15 protein-coding genes are annotated in these 17,505 nt (G+C 58.6%); 9 read left to right on the forward strand and 6 right to left on the reverse strand.

Annotated elements, in window-relative coordinates; all coding sequences use genetic code 11:
• Positions 1–55: 55 nt before the first annotated feature.
• The 3 genes from tdh to ACR0FE_RS20715 all read right to left on the reverse strand — a co-directional run bounded on the left by tdh (position 56) and on the right by ACR0FE_RS20715 (position 2,957).
• Positions 56–1,084: an L-threonine 3-dehydrogenase gene (gene tdh, locus ACR0FE_RS20705; RefSeq protein WP_480914994.1), complete on the reverse strand. Its 1,029-nt coding sequence runs from the start codon at positions 1,082–1,084 to the stop codon at positions 56–58.
• Positions 1,085–1,098: 14 nt separating this feature from the next.
• On the reverse strand, positions 1,099–2,283 hold the full coding sequence (locus tag ACR0FE_RS20710; RefSeq protein WP_480914973.1) for a glycine C-acetyltransferase: 1,185 nt from the start codon (positions 2,281–2,283) through the stop codon (positions 1,099–1,101).
• A gap of 110 nt (positions 2,284–2,393) precedes the next feature.
• Complete coding sequence (locus tag ACR0FE_RS20715) at positions 2,394–2,957, reverse strand: helix-turn-helix domain-containing protein (protein WP_480914975.1); 564 nt, start codon at positions 2,955–2,957, stop codon at positions 2,394–2,396.
• A 117-nt stretch (positions 2,958–3,074) separates the two neighbouring features.
• Here ACR0FE_RS20715 and ACR0FE_RS20720 point away from each other — a divergent pair, with 117 nt between their 5' ends.
• A complete protein-coding gene (locus tag ACR0FE_RS20720) occupies positions 3,075–4,250 on the forward strand; it encodes an acetyl-CoA C-acyltransferase family protein (RefSeq protein WP_480914977.1) in 1,176 nt (391 codons plus the stop codon).
• A 96-nt stretch (positions 4,251–4,346) separates the two neighbouring features.
• On the opposite strand, the gene ubiB is transcribed toward ACR0FE_RS20720, so the two are convergent.
• Together ubiB and ubiE are read right to left on the reverse strand one after the other, a co-directional pair.
• Positions 4,347–5,876 (reverse strand): 2-polyprenylphenol 6-hydroxylase, encoded by a 1,530-nt coding sequence (ubiB, locus tag ACR0FE_RS20725; RefSeq protein WP_480813720.1) that lies wholly within the window; start codon positions 5,874–5,876, stop codon positions 4,347–4,349.
• 3 nt (positions 5,877–5,879) lie between these two features.
• Positions 5,880–6,632: a bifunctional demethylmenaquinone methyltransferase/2-methoxy-6-polyprenyl-1,4-benzoquinol methylase UbiE gene (gene ubiE, locus ACR0FE_RS20730; RefSeq protein WP_480914979.1), complete on the reverse strand. Its 753-nt coding sequence runs from the start codon at positions 6,630–6,632 to the stop codon at positions 5,880–5,882.
• 86 nt (positions 6,633–6,718) lie between these two features.
• Here ubiE and mutM point away from each other — a divergent pair, with 86 nt between their 5' ends.
• The 6 genes from mutM (at position 6,719) to recF (ending at position 13,361) form a co-directional block, all read left to right on the forward strand.
• Positions 6,719–7,570, forward strand: coding sequence for a bifunctional DNA-formamidopyrimidine glycosylase/DNA-(apurinic or apyrimidinic site) lyase (mutM, locus tag ACR0FE_RS20735; protein WP_480914981.1), 852 nt, complete (start codon positions 6,719–6,721; stop codon positions 7,568–7,570).
• 66 nt (positions 7,571–7,636) lie between these two features.
• Positions 7,637–8,413, forward strand: a complete 777-nt coding sequence (locus ACR0FE_RS20740) for an enoyl-CoA hydratase (protein ID WP_170681949.1) — start codon at positions 7,637–7,639, stop codon at positions 8,411–8,413.
• A gap of 231 nt (positions 8,414–8,644) precedes the next feature.
• Positions 8,645–8,908 (forward strand): 30S ribosomal protein S20, encoded by a 264-nt coding sequence (rpsT, locus tag ACR0FE_RS20745; RefSeq protein WP_170575014.1) that lies wholly within the window; start codon positions 8,645–8,647, stop codon positions 8,906–8,908.
• Positions 8,909–9,465: 557 nt separating this feature from the next.
• On the forward strand, positions 9,466–10,857 hold the full coding sequence (gene dnaA / locus ACR0FE_RS20750) for a chromosomal replication initiator protein DnaA (protein ID WP_170615477.1): 1,392 nt from the start codon (positions 9,466–9,468) through the stop codon (positions 10,855–10,857).
• 226 nt (positions 10,858–11,083) lie between these two features.
• Positions 11,084–12,205, forward strand: a complete 1,122-nt coding sequence (gene dnaN / locus ACR0FE_RS20755) for a DNA polymerase III subunit beta (RefSeq protein WP_170615475.1) — start codon at positions 11,084–11,086, stop codon at positions 12,203–12,205.
• Between the two features lie 43 nt (positions 12,206–12,248).
• Complete coding sequence (recF, locus tag ACR0FE_RS20760) at positions 12,249–13,361, forward strand: DNA replication/repair protein RecF (protein ID WP_480914984.1); 1,113 nt, start codon at positions 12,249–12,251, stop codon at positions 13,359–13,361.
• Here recF and ACR0FE_RS20765 read toward each other — a convergent pair.
• Entirely contained in the window at positions 13,358–13,924 is a 567-nt protein-coding gene (locus ACR0FE_RS20765; protein WP_480914986.1) for a carboxymuconolactone decarboxylase family protein, read from the reverse strand. The two genes, recF and ACR0FE_RS20765, sit on opposite strands and share 4 nt — an antisense overlap.
• Before the next feature lie 100 nt (positions 13,925–14,024).
• Here ACR0FE_RS20765 and ACR0FE_RS20770 point away from each other — a divergent pair, with 100 nt between their 5' ends.
• Positions 14,025–14,597, forward strand: coding sequence for a TetR/AcrR family transcriptional regulator (locus tag ACR0FE_RS20770; RefSeq protein WP_480914988.1), 573 nt, complete (start codon positions 14,025–14,027; stop codon positions 14,595–14,597).
• Positions 14,598–14,699: 102 nt separating this feature from the next.
• On the forward strand, positions 14,700–17,117 hold the full coding sequence (gene gyrB, locus ACR0FE_RS20775) for a DNA topoisomerase (ATP-hydrolyzing) subunit B (RefSeq protein WP_480914990.1): 2,418 nt from the start codon (positions 14,700–14,702) through the stop codon (positions 17,115–17,117).
• The last annotated feature ends 388 nt before the right edge of the window (positions 17,118–17,505 follow it).

Raw genomic sequence — 17,505 nt, forward strand, 5'->3', positions numbered from 1 at the left:
AATCAGACAAAGAAAAACAGCGGCTCATTCGGGCCGCTGTTTTCGTTTTGTCACTTCAGGTCCAGTCCAGCACCACTTTGCCGGATTGACCGGATTTCATGGCCTCAAACCCTTTGGCGAAATCGTCGACGTTGAACCGATGAGTGATGACCCGGCTGACATCCAGGCCGTTCTGAAGCATGGCTATCATCTTGTACCAGGTCTCGAACATCTCGCGGCCATAGACGCCTTTGATGGTGATCGCCTTGAACACGATGCGCGACCAGTCGACCGGGGATTTGCCGGGCGGGATACCCAGAAGGGCAATCTTGCCGCCCATCACCAGCGCTTCGACCATCTGATCCAGCGCGGCTTGTGAGCCTGACATCTCCAGGCCCACATCGAACCCCTGTTGCATTCCAAGCGCAGCGATAACGTCTTTCAGGTCTTCGCGGCTGACATCGATGGCGCGAACCGTGGGTACGACATGTTCGGCAAGCTTCAAACGATCCGGGTTGATATCGGTGATCACCACATGCCGTGCCCCGGCATGACGGGCGACCGCAGCAGCCATGATGCCAATGGGACCCGCTCCGGTAATCAGAACATCCTCTCCCAGCAAATCAAAGCTGAGCGCCGTGTGCACCGCATTGCCGAGCGGATCAAGGATCGCTCCGATTTCATCCGGGACATCGTCTGGCAAGGGCACAACGTTAAAGGCGGGCAGCTTCAGGTATTGGGCAAACGCCCCCTGTTCGTTTACCCCGATGCCGCGCGTGCCGGGGTCGAGGTGAAACTTGCCTGCGCGGCTCTGTCGGCTGTCGGTCCCGATCAGATGCCCTTCCCCCGAGCACCGCTGGCCAACCTCAAGACCCGTCACGTTGCGTCCGATCTCAACAATCTCTCCGGCAAACTCGTGGCCGGTGATCATCGGCACCGGAACAGTATGCGCGGCCCATTCATCCCAGTTCCAGATATGAATATCGGTGCCGCAGATACCGGTCTTGTTGATCCTGATCAGCACCTCATCAGGGCCGATTTCCGGCACTGGAGCCCGCACCATCCAAAGCCCTTCCTCGGGCCTGGACTTCTCGAGCGCCTTCATTGTGTTGGGTCGCATCAGATCACTCCCAGCTCCTTGCCGACCTTACCGAAGGCCGCCAGTGCGCTGTCCAGTTCGTCCCTTGTCAAGGCCGCATTCATCTGGGTTCTGATCCGCGCCTTTCCGCGTGGCACGACAGGAAAGAAGAAGCCCGAAACATAGACGCCTTCGTCAAACAGACGTGCGGCCATGTCCTGCGCCAACTGCGCTTCTCCCAGCATCACGGGGATGATCGGGTGCTCGCCGGGCAGCAGATCAAATCCAAGCTTTTCCAGACCCGCGCGCCAGTATTTCGCATTGCCGAATAGCTGAGCGCGCAGCATGTCGCCCTGTTCGACCAGACGGATGGCTTCAAGCCCTGCGGCGACGATGGAAGGCGGCAGCGAGTTTGAGAACAGATAGGGCCGCGCCCGCTGCCGTAGCAGATCAATCACTGGCTGCGGCCCGGCGATATAGCCGCCGATTGCCCCCCCAAGTGCCTTGCCCAGAGTCCCCGTCAGAATATCCACATCGACGCCGAAATGATCGGGTGTGCCCGCACCGTTCGGCCCCATGAAGCCGGTGGCATGGCAATCGTCGACCATGACGATGGCATCGTATTTATCGGCCAGCTCGCGGATCTTCGGCAGATTGGCCAGATAGCCGTCCATGGAGAAAACGCCATCCGTGGCAATCATGATATGCCGCGCCCCGTCCTCGCGCGCCTGTTTCAACCAGGCTTCAAGGTCGTTCATATCATTGTTCATGTAGCGATAGCGCTTCGCCTTGCACAGCCGCACGCCGTCAATGATCGACGCGTGGTTCAGACTGTCCGAGATAATGGCGTCTTCCGGGCCTAACAAAGGTTCGAACAGTCCGCCATTGGCGTCGAAACAGGCTGCAAACAGGATGGAATCGTCCTTGTTCAGGAACTTCGCCAACGCCTGTTCCAGTTCCCGGTGAATATCCTGCGTACCACAGATGAAACGCACCGAAGCCATACCGAACCCTTTAGGTCCCATCGCGTTCGTGGCAGCCTCGATCAGCGCCGGGTGATCGGCCAGACCCAGGTAATTGTTTGCACACAGGTTGATAACCTGCCTGTCGCCTACCGTAATCTCACCGCCCTGGGGCGAGGTGATCATTCGTTCGCGTTTGTACAGGCCTTCTGCTTCGATCTGCGCAAGGGTGTCCGTGATGTGGGACAGGAATGCATCTGCCATGGCGACCTCCGTTCATCTGAGTCGCGTTTCTAACATAACGGACAAGATTCCCAAATAGGGGAATTACAGTATGAAGGAAAAATTTCCGTGAAGGCGGAAATTTGCTGATGTCAGGCGTTTTTCACGATCAGGAAAACCCGTGCCGGGCCATCGGCGGAAATGGAATGCGCAATATCCGCCGCATACCGGGCGGTATCGCCTTGCTTCAAGTCCGAAATGGCGTTCCCCGAAGTGACCCGGACGGCGCCCTCCAAAACGGTTAACTGTTCCCGTGCGCCCCGCTTATGGGGCTGGCTGTTCAACGCACCGCCGTCTTCGAACTGAATATCGTAAACTTCGTGCCCACCGGCCTCTTCCGGCGGCGACAGGATGTGAATCCGGCATCGCTCGCCCATGTTATCGATACTTGGCACTTCGGTCTTCTTGAGCACCTCGATTTGATCCTTGGCTTTGGAGTCTTCCAGAAGGCCCGCAAAATCCACCTGCAGGGCGCGGGTCAGGTTCCACAGTGTCGAGATGGTCGGGCTGCTTTCGCCCCGTTCGATCTGGCTGACCATGGACCGGGAGACGCCGCTTAAGTTGGCGACCGCTTCGAGGGACAGGCCCTTGGCCCGGCGAGCCTCTTTCAGGCGGGCGGGGAGGCGTGTCAGGATATCGTCTGTGTTTTCCGTCATGACGGAATTTCATGCGCGCTGAGCGGAGCATTGTCAATTCCGTCCGTGACGGGACGTCTTGCGCGACATCATCATTCTGCGTGTGCATACTGCGGTCAAATTCAGGAGGAGTGATCCATGACCGACATCGTAATTCTCGATGGTGCCCGCACCGCGATTGGCACCTTTGGCGGGGCTCTGGCCTCGACCGCGCCGATTGATCTGGCGACTGTTGCGACCGAGGCGGCGCTGGAGCGGTCCGGTGTCGAAGGCGCGCAAATCGGGCATGTTGTGTTCGGTCATGTGATCAACACCGAGCCGCGTGACATGTATCTGTCGCGGGTCGCTGCGATGCAGGCAGGAATTCCAAACGGCACCCCCGCAATGAACGTGAACCGGCTGTGCGGGTCTGGTGCACAGGCGATCGTGTCGGCGGTACAGTCGCTGATGCTGGGCGATGCGGAATTCGCCATTGCAGGCGGCGCCGAAAGCATGTCGCGCAGCCCTTATATCATTCCGCAGGCGCGGTGGGGCGCAAAGATGGGTGATGTCACCTCGCTGGATATGATGCTGGGAGCACTGAACTGTCCGTTCGGAACCGGGCATATGGGTATCACCGCCGAGAACGTCGCGGACGAGCACCAGATCAGCCGTGAGCAGATGGACGCTTTTGCAATGACCAGCCAGACCCGCGCGGCGGAAGCGATCGAGGCGGGTTATTTCGAAAGCCAGATCGCGCCAGTGCAGGTCAAGGTCAAGCGCGACATGGTCGATTTCAAGATTGATGAGCACCCGAAAGCAACCTCGCTTGAGGCGCTGTCAGGTTTGCGACCGGTGTTCAAGAAAGACGGTCGTGTTACTGCCGGAAATGCCTCGGGTATCAATGACGGGGCAGCGGCCATGGTTCTGGCGACGGCAGACGCCGCCGAGAAAGCCGGATTGAAGCCCAGGGCGCGCGTTTTGGGATATGCCCATGCCGGGGTTCGGCCCGAAGTGATGGGGATCGGACCGGTTCCGGCGGTTCAGAATCTGCTAAAGAAGACCGGGCTGTCCGCCGAAGAGTTTGATGTCATTGAAAGCAATGAGGCGTTCGCTGCGCAGGCTTTGGCTGTCAATCAGGAGCTTGGGCTGGACGCATCGAAGGTTAACCCCAACGGTGGTGCGATCGCTCTGGGCCACCCGGTGGGCGCGACCGGTGCGATCATCACTTTGAAGGCCCTCTACGAGTTGGAACGCACCGGTGGTTCCAAAGGTCTGATCACCATGTGCATAGGGGGCGGCCAGGGGATTGCCATAGCAATCGAGCGCCTTTGATCTGAGATCGGGCAGGGGGGCTGTCTGCCCCCCATCGCGCCATGGCGCGATTCCCCCCGAGGATATTTTTGGCCAGATGAAGCAGGCGGGCCGGAGTTAACCCAATACTGTAATCAAAAGCACCGCCGCCGCACCGAAAGCGGCGCCAATTGCGGCGGTCAGAAGTGACGCCACGACTCCGTTGCCTTTGGTTTCTTCCTGCTGGGTCTGCGCAATCAGCGCGTTTTCAACCAATCCAGGCAGGCGTGGGCCAAACCGGGCCAGAACCATTGCTGTCTTGCCGAAGTCCCGCATAACGGCGCGCGGGCCGATTGACTGTTTGATGTAATCTTCAACCACGGGACGCGCGACCTCCCAGATGTTCATGTGGGGGTCCAGTGACCGCGCGACGCCTTCGACCACAACCATGGTGCGTTGCAGCAGGATCAGTTCCGTCCGGGTTTCCATCCCGAACCGTTCGGTTACTTCGAACAGGTAGCTCAGCAAACGCCCCATGGAGATATGCGTAGCGTCCATACCGAAGATCGGCTCTCCGACCGCGCGCAGGGCCCGGGCGAACTCGTCAACGTCCTGATTGGCGGGGACATAGCCCGCCTCGAAATGCACTTCGGCCACGCGCTTGTAGTCGCGACGGATGAAGCCGAACAGGATCTCGGCATAGACCCGGCGGGTGTATTCGTCGATATGGCCCATGATGCCATAGTCATAGGCAATGATGTCGCCGTTTGCCGCGACTTTCAGGTTTCCCTGATGCATGTCGGCATGAAAATAGCCGTCGCGCAGGGCGTGCAGCAAAAACAGGCGCAAGACCCGCTGAGCCAGATCGTTGCGGTTGTGATCCGCGGCATCCAGAGCCTCGTTGTCGCCAAGCGGGATTCCATCTGCCCAGCTGAGCGTCATCACCCGGCGTGCGGACAACGACCAAACCACGGGCGGCAGCCAAAAGCCCGCATCATCCTTTGTGTTGGCGGCGTATTCCGAAGCAGCCGCGCTTTCCAGACGCAGGTCTAGTTCGCCGCGTACGATTCCGTCGAAATGCTCGATGACCTCCATCGGGCGCAACCGGCGCGCGCCGGGGGCAAAGAGATCAACAATGCGGGCGGCAAAATAGAAAGCGTCGACATCCTTTTTGAAGGCGCGTTCGATGCCGGGGCGAAGGACCTTGACGGCGACGTCTTCGCCCGTGCTGGTCAGTTTGGCCTTGTGAACCTGTGCGATCGAAGCGGCGGCAATCGGATCACTGAATTCACTGAAGATTTCGGCCACCGGCTGCCCCAGTTCCTTTTCCACTTCGGCCATTGCTGCTGAGCGGGAAAAAGGGGGGAGTTTGTCCTGTAACACACGCAGCTGGCTTGCCAGTTCGTTGCCTACAACATCCGGGCGGGTCGATAGCACCTGGCCAAACTTGATGTAGGCCGGACCCAGCGCGGTCAGGGCACGCGTCGCCGGCGGCATCTTGGGATCGCCTTTGTAACCCAGCCATTGGAAGGGTTTGCCCAACGTATGCGCCAGGATGCGCACGGCACGCGGGGCTTCAAACGCATCCAGCACGACATTCATGGCACCCGTGCGCTCTAAGGTGGCGCCTGTGCGGATCAGGCGGATGATATTATGAGGGCCGCGCATAGGTCAGATCTTCCATCCGGAATGCAGCGCCGCGATGCCCATGCTCAGGTTGCGGTATTTGGCATTCTCGAATCCCGCTGCGCGGACCATGTTCAAAAAGGTTTCCTGATCCGGGAATTTGCGGATCGATTCGACCAGGTACTGATAGCTGTCGTAGTCATTGGCGATCAGCTTCCCCATGCGCGGGATGACGTTGAAGCTGTAGAGATCATAGAGCTTTTGCAGCCCGTCATTGGGCAACTGGCTGAACTCCAGCACCATCAGGCGGCCACCGGGTTTGAGAACACGGAACGCTTCGTTCAACGCCTCTTGCGGGCGGGTGACGTTCCGGATTCCGAACGAGATGGTGTAGACGTCAAACGTGTTGTCCTCGAAAGGCAGTGCCATGGCATCACCGACCACCCAGTTGAGGCTGTTCGACATCTGGTCGGCTTCGGCGCGCTGGCGGCCTTCGATCAGCATCGGTTCGGTCAGATCCAGAACGGTGGCGTGGCCGTGGCCCGCGCGTTGTAGGAAGCGAAAAGAAATATCGCCCGTGCCGCCCGCCACATCCAACAGCCGCTGACCAGGGCGCGGAGCCAGCCAGTCCATCATCGCGTCTTTCCAGACACGGTGGATGCCCATCGACATTACGTCGTTCATCACATCGTATTTCGAGGCGACCGAGTTGAACACGCCCTGTACGCGCCCGGCTTTTTCAGCCTCGCGCACGGTTTCGAACCCGAAATGTGTGGTCTTGTCGCTGTTGTCGGACATTTGCCTTGCCGTTTGTCGAATTTCGCCTCTGTTATAGGGCTCTGGAACCGGGGCACAATGCGGCCCTTTGGATTAGGAGCCGTGTAATGCCGGAATTGCCCGAGGTCGAGACAGTAAGACGCGGCCTGACCCCTGCAATGGAGGGGGTGATGATCGAAAAGGCGGATGTGAACCGACCGGATCTGCGCTGGCCGTTTCCGGAACGCATGGCCGAGCGACTGACGGGCCAGCGGGTTGACCGGCTGCGACGGCGGTCCAAATACATTCTGGCCGATCTCGGCAGCGGCGAGACGCTTTTGATCCATCTGGGCATGTCCGGGCGGATGACCGTCTCGGGCGATCCGCTTGGGCAGTTCGTGCACGAGCATCCGATGCCGGCAAAACACGATCACGTCGTGTTTCACATGGCCAATGGCGCGCGGGTGACCTTCAACGACCCGCGCCGGTTCGGGGCAATGGATCTGCTGCCGACGGCCACGGCTGAGGAACACAAACTTCTGTCGGTTCTGGGGCCGGAACCCCTGGGCAATGATTTTCACGAGCAACACTTGGTCGATGCGTTTCGCGGAAAGAACACACCGGTCAAATCTGCATTGCTGGATCAGGGAATCGTTGCCGGGCTCGGCAATATTTACGTCTGCGAGGCGCTTTATCGTACCGGGGTGTCGCCACGTCGCAGGGCCGGGCAAATTTCTGCGGCGCGGGTCGCGGCGCTGGTTCCTGTTATCCGGCAGGTGCTGCAGGAGGCGATTGAGGCGGGTGGATCGTCGCTGCGGGATTTCCGCCAAGCTGATGGAGAACTTGGATATTTTCAGCACAACTTTGATGTCTATGGCCGAGAGGGCGAGCCCTGCCGGACCGAAGGTTGTGACGCCGTGATCAGGAGAATCACCCAGTCCGGTCGCTCATCCTTCTATTGTGCGCAATGCCAAAGATAGCTTGATCCAAGTTTTTCGCGTGGTAAGGAATCGTACTTGAACGGAACAACCGGAAGCTTACATCCCATGGCTTTTGAGACGATCATCGTCGAAATCGAAGACCACGTTGCCCTTATCAAGCTCAACAGACCGGACGCGATGAACGCGCTGAACACCCAGTTGATGGGTGAGCTGTACACCGCGCTGGAAGAGGCAGATGAAAACGACAAGGTGCGCTGCATCGTCATCACCGGCTCGGAAAAGGCCTTTGCCGCGGGCGCGGATATCAAAGAGATGTCCGAGATGAGCTTTGTCGATGTCTACAGTCAGAACCTGTTTGGCGAAGCGAATGATCGCGTCTCGGCTATTCGTAAACCGATCATTGCTGCGGTGGCAGGATATGCGTTGGGTGGCGGCTGTGAACTGGCGATGCTGTGCGATTTCATCATTGCCGCTGATACTGCCAAGTTCGGCCAGCCCGAGATCAATTTGGGTGTCATCGCCGGTATCGGCGGCACGCAACGCCTGACCCGCTTTGTCGGCAAGTCCAAATCGATGGACATGAACCTGACCGGGCGCTTCATGGATGCGGAAGAGGCCGAGCGTTCGGGGCTGGTCAGCCGTGTTGTTCCGGCAAAAAAGCTGATCGAAGAGGCGATAGGGGCCGCGCAGAAGATCGCAGAGAAATCGCAACTGACGGCGATGGCGGCAAAAGAGGCCGTGAACCGCAGCTATGAGTTGCCGCTGAGCGAGGGAATGCTGTTTGAACGGCGCGTGTTCCACTCGATGTTTGCGACAGAAGACCAGAAAGAGGGCATGGCCGCGTTTCTTGAAAAACGCGCGGCGCAGTTCCGCGACAAGTAAGCGGTGCCCTGACCAGATCGGAACAGGCGGGCCTTTGCCCGCCTTTTTCATACCTGCCTTGCGCATTAAAAGAATCGGCTTGGCAAACCTCGCCAACTTGGATAGTAAGCGCCGCTATACATGCGCGTGCGGCCCGCTCGGCCCGACTCACACTCGTGATTTCTGATCCGGTGCGGATGTTTCCGTGGCGCGCAACCCTAGATAACCGTACCGAACAAAGGTCAGAAACACATGGCTAACTCGCCTCAGGCAAAGAAACGCGCACGTCAGAACGAAAAGCGTTTCGCTGTAAACAAAGCACGCCGTTCGCGCATCCGCACCTATCTGCGCAAAGTTGAAGAAGCAATCGCATCCGGCGACAAGGACGCGGCAACCGCAGCCCTGCGCGCAGCCCAGCCCGAACTGATGCGCGGTGTCACCAAAGGTGTCTTCCACAAGAACACTGCCGCCCGCAAGATGTCGCGCCTGTCGTCGCGCGTAAAAGCACTGGGCTGACGCCGGTGCCTGACCTAGCGTCAGGTAAACAAGGCTGATCCATTTCAGAAGGCGTCGCAATGTGCGGCGCCTTTTTGCTGTTGCCGATATATCGCGCCTTCACAAAACCGAGAGATTCTTTCCGCCGGATTCCTGAGTCAATATCAGAGATTCATTGCCGCCGGCCGTTCGGTCTTGTTACCACTGTTCCAGCGATTCACTCGCTTGGGGGGACAGGCTGTCCTGGCGATCGGACTGACGGGCATCAGGAAGATCCATGGACGAATGTCGGCGACCGGTCTGGCCGGTTTGGCGATCTGCTTCGGGTCTCGGGAAACCGAGGTGCTCGGTCCTGTCTAAAATTGGAAGGTGATGCGTAACCTGGTTTTCGGGCGCGCTCCGGCTGTTGGAGCGTAGCAGTATCAGCGATGCGCAGAAAAAGAAAATCTTACCGCCGTTCTATTTGGTTCGGCGCAAGGGTGCCTTTTGCGTGAGTGAACGCCCAGAAGACCGGGTGATCCGGACAAATTCAAAAAAGGCCTGAAGGCCTATAAAGAATGGGATGCGTGAGGCGCTGAATGACACAAGAGAAATGGGGACTGCTGCGTAACAAGTTGCTGAAGGTTGTTGGCCGGAACAACTACACCACCTGGATCGAACCTCTTGAATTTCAGGAGTTGGAGGACGGTGTAGCGGTGTTTTCGGTGCCGACGAATTTCATGGGCAACTACGTGAGTCAGAATTTTGCGGATCTCATTCTCTATGAACTGAACACCTCCGGTGAACCGGTAGAGCGTCTGGCCTTTCGCGTCGCGGCCAACTCGCCCGCGCGGCCGGCAGTGGAACCCGTAACGGCAGCGCGGGAAGTGGCGGAACCCAAAAGGGTCGAACCATCTTATCAGGATGATGGCAATGGTGCCCTGGATTCGCTGCAGGCGGCACCGTTGGATGCCCGCTTCACGTTTGACAGCTTTGTGGTCGGCAAGCCCAACGAACTGGCCCATGCTGCGGCGCGCCGGGTTGCAGAAGGCGGGTCGGTTACTTTCAATCCGCTGGTCCTTTATGGCGGTGTCGGGCTGGGTAAAACGCACCTGATGCACGCTATCGCCTGGGAGCTAAAAACCAAGCGCCCTGAGTTGAATGTGCTCTATCTGTCGGCCGAACAGTTCATGTACCGCTTTGTACAGGCTCTGCGCGAGCGCCGGATGATGGATTTCAAACATCTTTTCCGGTCGGTTGATGTTCTGATGGTCGATGATGTCCAGTTCATCGCGGGCAAGGATTCAACTCAGGAAGAGTTCTTTCACACTTTCAACGCCTTGGTGGATCAGAATAAGCAGATCATCATCTCGGCCGACCGCGCCCCGGGTGAAATCAAGGATCTGGAGGATCGAGTGAAGTCGCGCCTGCAATGCGGATTGGTGGTGGACCTGCACCCCACCGACTACGAATTGCGCCTTGGCATCCTGCAGAACAAGGTTCAGCAGTACAGCAGCACATATCCGGATCTGACCATCGCGGACGGGGTTCTGGAATTCCTCGCACACCGCATCTCAACCAATGTGCGCGTGCTTGAAGGGGCTTTGACGCGTCTCTTTGCGTTTGCCTCGCTGGTTGGGCGCGAGATCGATATGGAACTGACTCAGGATTGTCTGGCCGACGTCCTGCGCGCGTCCGAGCGTAAGATCACCGTTGAAGAGATTCAGAGGAAAGTCTCGGACTACTACAACATCCGCCTGTCCGACATCATCGGTCCGAAGCGCCTGCGTTCATACGCGCGTCCGCGTCAGGTTGCGATGTATCTGTGCAAGCAGCTGACCAGCCGCTCGTTGCCCGAGATCGGCCGCCGCTTTGGCGGGCGTGACCACACCACGGTCATGCATGGCGTCAAGCGGATCGAAGAGTTGAAGCTGACCGACGGTCAGATCGCGGAAGACGTTGAAATGCTGCGGCGGTCTCTGGAAGCCTGATTTCAACCCAAGCCCTTCATCAACGCCCCGGTTCACCAGGTCCGGGGCGTAATCATGTGCGCTATTGTCCACGCCTGGCCTGGAACTGTGCTTTGGAAACCACGCGGCCCTTGACGTGTTGGGCAATCCGACCCAGAAAACCATAAAAAATCCTTGTGCCTCAGGGTGGAACCGCTAACGTGCCAGTCCCGCCCATGTCGGCACGCAAGTCAGAGGAATTGAGGGTATGAAGATCAGCATCGAACGCGGCACCCTTCTCAAGGCCGTTTCGCAGGCCCAATCCGTTGTGGAACGCCGCAACACAATTCCGATCCTGGCCAATGTACTGATCGAGGCTGAAGGCAACCAAGTGCAGTTCCGCGCCACCGATCTGGATATCGAAGTGGTGGACAAGGCCCCTGCGCAGGTTGAAAAAGCCGGGGCGACCACGGTGGCGGCAACGACCCTGCACGAGATCGTGCGCAAGCTGCCCGACGGCGCGCTGGTCACGCTGACGGCTGACAGTGCTGCGGGTCGCCTGACGGTTGAGGCCGGGAGATCCAACTTCTCGCTGGCGACATTGCCGAAAGAAGATTTTCCGGTGATGGCTTCTTCGGAGTACCAGTCGAATTTCACAGCCTCCGCAGCGTTGCTGCGCCGGTTGTTCGACAAGTCCAAATTCGCCATTTCGACTGAAGAAACCCGGTACTACCTGAACGGTGTTTACATGCATGTGGCGGATGGGTCCGAGGGCGGCAAGGTTCTGCGCTGCGTGGCCACCGATGGACACAGGTTGGCGCGCATTGACGCCGACCTGCCGGATGGGGCGGCGGGTATGCCGGGCGTCATCGTGCCGCGCAAGACCGTGGGCGAATTGCGCAAGCTGCTGGACGATGACGAGATGGATATCGCCGTCTCGGTCAGTGAAACCAAGGTGCGGTTCGCAACGCCGGATATCACGCTGACCTCAAAAGTGATCGATGGCACGTTCCCCGACTACACCCGTGTCATTCCGCAGGGGAACACTCGCAAGTTGGAAGTCGACGCTGCCGAATTCGCGCAGGCCGTGGACCGTGTTGCAACCGTTTCATCAGAGCGGTCGCGGGCGGTAAAGCTGCAGCTGGATGCGGACAAGCTGGTCCTGTCGGTGAACGCGCCGGATAGCGGTGCGGCCGAGGAAGAACTGGCCGTAGCCTATGGCGACGAGCGGCTGGAGATCGGGTTCAACGCGAAGTACCTGCTGGAGATCGCTTCTCAGGTGGATCGCGAGAATGCGGTGTTCATGTTCAATTCGGCTGGAGACCCGACGCTGATGCGTGAAGGCAATGACCAGAGCGCGGTCTACGTTGTCATGCCGATGCGTGTCTGATCGCGCTGGCGCGCGATGCCTCCGGCGGGAGTATTTTGAAAAAATGAAGGGAGGGGTCGTGGCTTTGGCCCTGACCGAACTTACGGTCTCGCATTTCCGGTCCCACAAACTGGCGCGTTTGTCTTTGGATGGGCGGCCCGTGGCGATCCATGGACCGAACGGGGCCGGCAAGACCAATATCCTAGAAGCGGTTTCACTGTTTTCGCCGGGTCGTGGAATGCGACGGGCGAGCGCGGCAGAGATGACGCGGCGACCCGAGGCGCTGGGCTGGAAGCTGTCCGGGCTGTTGCAGGCGCAGGGACAGCGATACGAGATTGAGACCTGGTCGGAAGGTGGTGCGGCGCGGCAGGTTCGGATTGACGACAAGGCCGCCAGTCAGATCGATCTGGGCAAGCTGGCGCGGGTGGTCTGGCTGATTCCGTCGATGGATCGGTTGTGGATCGAGGGCGCCGAAGGGCGGCGCCGGTTCTTGGACCGGATCGCGCTGAGTTTCGACCCAAGCCATGCCGAGGCATCGTTGATCTACGAAAAATCCATGCGGGAACGGAATCGCTTGCTGAAGGAGCAGGCGAGGGATGCCCATTGGTATGCCGCCCTGGAAGGTCAGATGGCGGAGATGGGGCACCGGATAAATGTGGCCCGGTTATCGGCGCTGGACCATCTGCGGGCAGCGCAGGATCAGGCAGAAACGGCATTTCCGTCTGCTGAACTGGAGCTGGTGCAGACCGAAGGGACGATGCCCGGGACGGCGGAAGACTTGCGTTACGCATTGAATGAAAGCCGCTTTCGCGATTTGGCGGCGGGGCGGACTTTGGTTGGGCCGCATCGGTCGGATCTGTATGGGGCGTATGCGGCCAAGGGCGTGCCTGCCAGGGATTGTTCAACCGGCGAGCAGAAGGCGCTTTTGGTTTCGCTGATCCTGACCAACGCGCGGGCTTTGGCCGGGATGGTGGGTGCGCCGCCGATCGTGTTGCTGGATGAAGTTGCCGCCCATCTGGATGCCACCCGACGGGCCGCGCTTTATGATGAGATCTGCGCGCTTGGTGCTCAGGCCTGGATGACGGGCACCGGGCCTGAGTTGTTTGCGGAATTGGGTGAGAGGGCCCAGACGCTGGTTGTCACGGAAGGCGACGAAGGCTCGGTCGTGACGCCTTAGGCGGGTTCGCTGACCTTGCGTTCCCAAAGGAAGCTGCGCATGACTTCATCCACAGGTGTTTTAGCCATGTGATTGACGTAGTTCGACATGGTCTTCTGAGCCAGACCCAGTACCACGTCCAGAACAGCACGGTGTGAGTAGCCAGCATCAAAGAAGGTTTGCAATTGCGCCTCGGTGACGTTGCCGCGGGTTTGCATCATTTGCAGGGTAAAGGTGCGCAGTGCTTCGAGTTTGGCATTGGGCAGCGGGGTTTCGTTGCGAAGCGCTTCGGTGATCTCATCCGAAACCTTCATCATCTTCGCGATGCCGGTATGAGCGGGCACACAGTAGTGGCACTCATTTTCAACATTGATGGTCTGCCAGACGACGGTTTTCTCGTCATTGTCGAAATCGGTCTGCATGAACAGGCCGTGCAGGACCTGATAACCTTCCAGATGCTGGGGGCTTTCAGCCATCACCTTGTGCAGGCCGGGCAAGCGGCCAAACGCGGCCTGGGATTTCTCGAGAAGCGGTTTGGATCCTTCTGGTGCGGATTCGAAGTCGTGGGAGGGGAAGTTGGCCATGTCGGAACTCCTGTTTTCTGGCGACTGAGTCCGAAATAGTCTTTCTTGAGTGATCACTCAAGTATATATTTGAGCGAGCGTTCAAGAATAGGTGAAGAAGATGCCCCGCAAACCCGCATATGACCGAGACGCTCTGATCGCGAAGGCCAGGGATATTTTTTGGCGTCAGGGCTGGGCCGGGACGTCGCTGAAGGATCTGGAACGCGAGTTGGGCCTCAAACCGGGCAGTTTTTATGCGGCATTTGGGTCCAAGGATGCGCTTTATGCGCTGACGTTGGAACGGTACGCGCAGGATGGTGTGGCGCGCCTTATGGCGCTGGCCGAGGAATTAGGGCCGCTTGAAGCATTGAAGGCGCAGCCACGGATCGTGATCGATTCTGCCCAGATGCCTGCAAGGGCCTGCATGTTGGCCAAAACCTACGCCGAGTTGCAGTCGAAGGATCACGAACTGGCCGAAAAGGCGAGCCGTCATATGGCGGATATGAAAGTGTGTTTTGCAACGCTGTTTCGCCGCGCGCAGGAGGCCGGAGAAATCGGCGCGGATAGTGATCCGGACCGTCTTGCGGCGCGGTATCAATCCGACCTGTTGGGGCTGCGTTTGTCGGCCGAGCGCAGCGATGTGAATGCCCTGGAAATCGCGGCGGATATCGCGGCGGATATCGACCGGCTTTGATCTGCTGAAAAAACCAAGTTCCGCCACAAAATGTGGGGGGATCGCGTGACATTCCCCACCAGAAAACGTATAAGTTACCAAAATAATATAGGTACTAACGGCATGTCCGAAGACGCACAGGCATCACAAGAATACGGCGCGGATTCTATTAAGGTTCTCAAGGGCTTAGAGGCCGTCCGCAAGCGCCCTGGCATGTATATCGGTGATACCGATGATGGCTCGGGTCTGCACCACATGGTGTACGAAGTTGTCGATAATGGAATTGACGAAGCTCTGGCCGGTCATGCCGACCATGTGACCGTAAAAATTCACGCCGATTCCAGCGTTTCGGTCAGCGATAACGGGCGCGGGATTCCGGTCGATATCCACCCCGAAGAAGGCGTGTCTGCCGCCGAGGTCATCATGACCCAGTTGCACGCGGGCGGTAAGTTCGACAGCAACTCGTACAAGGTGTCGGGCGGTCTGCACGGCGTGGGCGTATCGGTGGTGAACGCGTTGTCGGACTGGCTGGAGCTGCGGGTCTGGCGCAACGGAAAAGAACATGTTGCCCGGTTTGAAGGGGGCGAGACATCCGAGCATCTGAAGGTCGTGGCCGAGTGTGGTGGCCGCACCGGGACAGAGGTGCGGTTCCTGGCTTCGACCAATACGTTTTCGAACCTGGAGTATTCCTTCGAGACGCTGGAAAAGCGCCTGCGCGAACTGGCCTTCCTGAACTCGGGCGTGCGGATCATCCTGATCGACGAACGTCCGGCGGAGCGGCTTGAGACCGAACTGTTCTATGAGGGCGGCGTAAAAGAATTCGTCAAATACCTGGACCGTTCGAAAACTGCTGCGATGCCCGAGCCAATCTATATCAAGGGCGAGCGCGATGATATCGGTGTCGAAATCGCAATGTGGTGGAATGACAGTTACCACGAGACGGTTCTGCCCTTCACCAACAACATCCCGCAGCGCGATGGCGGGACACATGTGGCCGGATACCGGGGCGCGCTGACCCGGACGATCAACAACTACGCGCAGTCCAGCGGAATCGCCAAGAAGGAAAAGGTCAGCTTTACCGGCGACGACGCGCGCGAAGGCCTGACCTGTGTGTTGTCGGTGAAAGTCCCCGATCCGAAGTTCTCGTCCCAGACCAAGGACAAGCTGGTCAGCTCCGAAGTACGCCCGGCGGTCGAAAGTCTGATGAACGAAAAGCTGGCCGAGTGGTTCGAAGAAAACCCGAACGAGGCCAAGACCATCGTAGGCAAGATCATCGAGGCTGCTCTGGCGCGCGAGGCTGCTCGCAAGGCCCGCGAACTGACCCGTCGCAAGACGGCGATGGACGTGAACTATCTGGCGGGCAAGCTAAAGGATTGCTCCGAGAAAGATCCGTCCAAGACCGAAGTCTTCCTCGTCGAGGGGGACTCGGCTGGCGGTTCTGCGCAGACGGGCCGGGATCGTCTGACTCAGGCCGTTCTGCCCTTGCGTGGGAAGATCCTGAACGTCGAGCGTGCCCGGTTCGACCGGATGCTGTCTTCTCAGGAAATCGGCAACCTCGTCATGGCCCTAGGTACCGGCATTGGTCGGGATGAGTTCAATATCGAAAAGCTGCGCTACCACAAGATCGTCATCATGACCGATGCTGACGTGGACGGCGCGCATATCCGAACCCTGCTGCTGACCTTCTTCTATCGGCAGATGCCGGAGCTGATCGAGGGCGGGTATCTCTATATCGCGCAGCCGCCGCTATACAAGGTTTCGCGTGGTAAGTCAGAAGTTTACCTGAAGGATCAGGCCGCGCTGGACGATTATCTGATCAATCAAGGGGTTGAGGGCGCGGTGCTGAAACTCGGTTCGGGGGAAGAAATCACCGGCCAGGATCTGACCCGCGTGGTCGATGAAGCACGGCAGTTGAAACGTGTACTGGATGCGTTCCCGACCCACTACCCGCGCCATATACTGGAACAAGCTGCCGTTGCCGGGGCCTTTGTGCCGGGCGCGGTTGATGCCGACCTGCAAGGCGTGGCCGACAAGGTCGCCGCCCGTCTGGACCTGATCGCGCTTGAATATGAACGCGGGTGGCAGGGCCGGATCACGCAGGACCACGGCATTCGGCTGGCCCGCATCCTGCGCGGTGTCGAAGAAGTGCGCACGCTGGATGGCCCCATGCTGCGCTCGGGTGAGGCGCGCAAGACGGGCAGCTTCACGCAAAGCCTGCAAGAGGTTTACAACACCCCTGCGACCCTGATCCGCCGGGACCGTATGCAATCGATTCACGGTCCACTGGACCTGCTGCGCGCAATTCTGGAAGAAGGCGAAAAGGGCCTGTCGCTGCAACGGTACAAAGGTTTGGGTGAAATGAACCCCGACCAGCTTTGGGAAACAACGCTGGACCCCGACGCACGCACACTGTTGCAGGTGCGGGTGGATGATATGGTCGAGGCGGATGATCTGTTTACCAAACTGATGGGCGACGTGGTCGAACCGCGGCGGGAGTTCATCCAGAAAAACGCGCTGAGTGTTGAGAACTTGGATTTCTAGTTAGGTGTAGGTTTGCGCATAACACTTCGCGCACCCGATAAGTTTGCGTAGTTTGCCCATAGTTTTGCGCTGCGCGATTGTCTGCCCTAGCGGTGAATTCAATCAGTTTTTGGCGTAGTCGTTGCTGTTATGGTCCTTTGCGTTGCTCAATCCCGCAAAGGGCCTCCCTAAGGAACCTTGGGTTCCATGCGGCCTTTTTGCTTGGATTCTCGCGAAGGTCTGCGACGCGCAGAAAGCAGACTTCGCAAAGTCTCCGTTCAAAGTTTCGCCTGCCTAACCTGACCGGCCCGGAGCCGCTGTCTAGCCCCCTCGTTCGGCACCACTAAATTGAGGTTTCTCTAATAAGGTTTCAGGCACAGGTGGGCGCATGTTCAGAGCATGATGTGGC

The organism is Ruegeria sp. K7 (assembly GCF_056531785.1).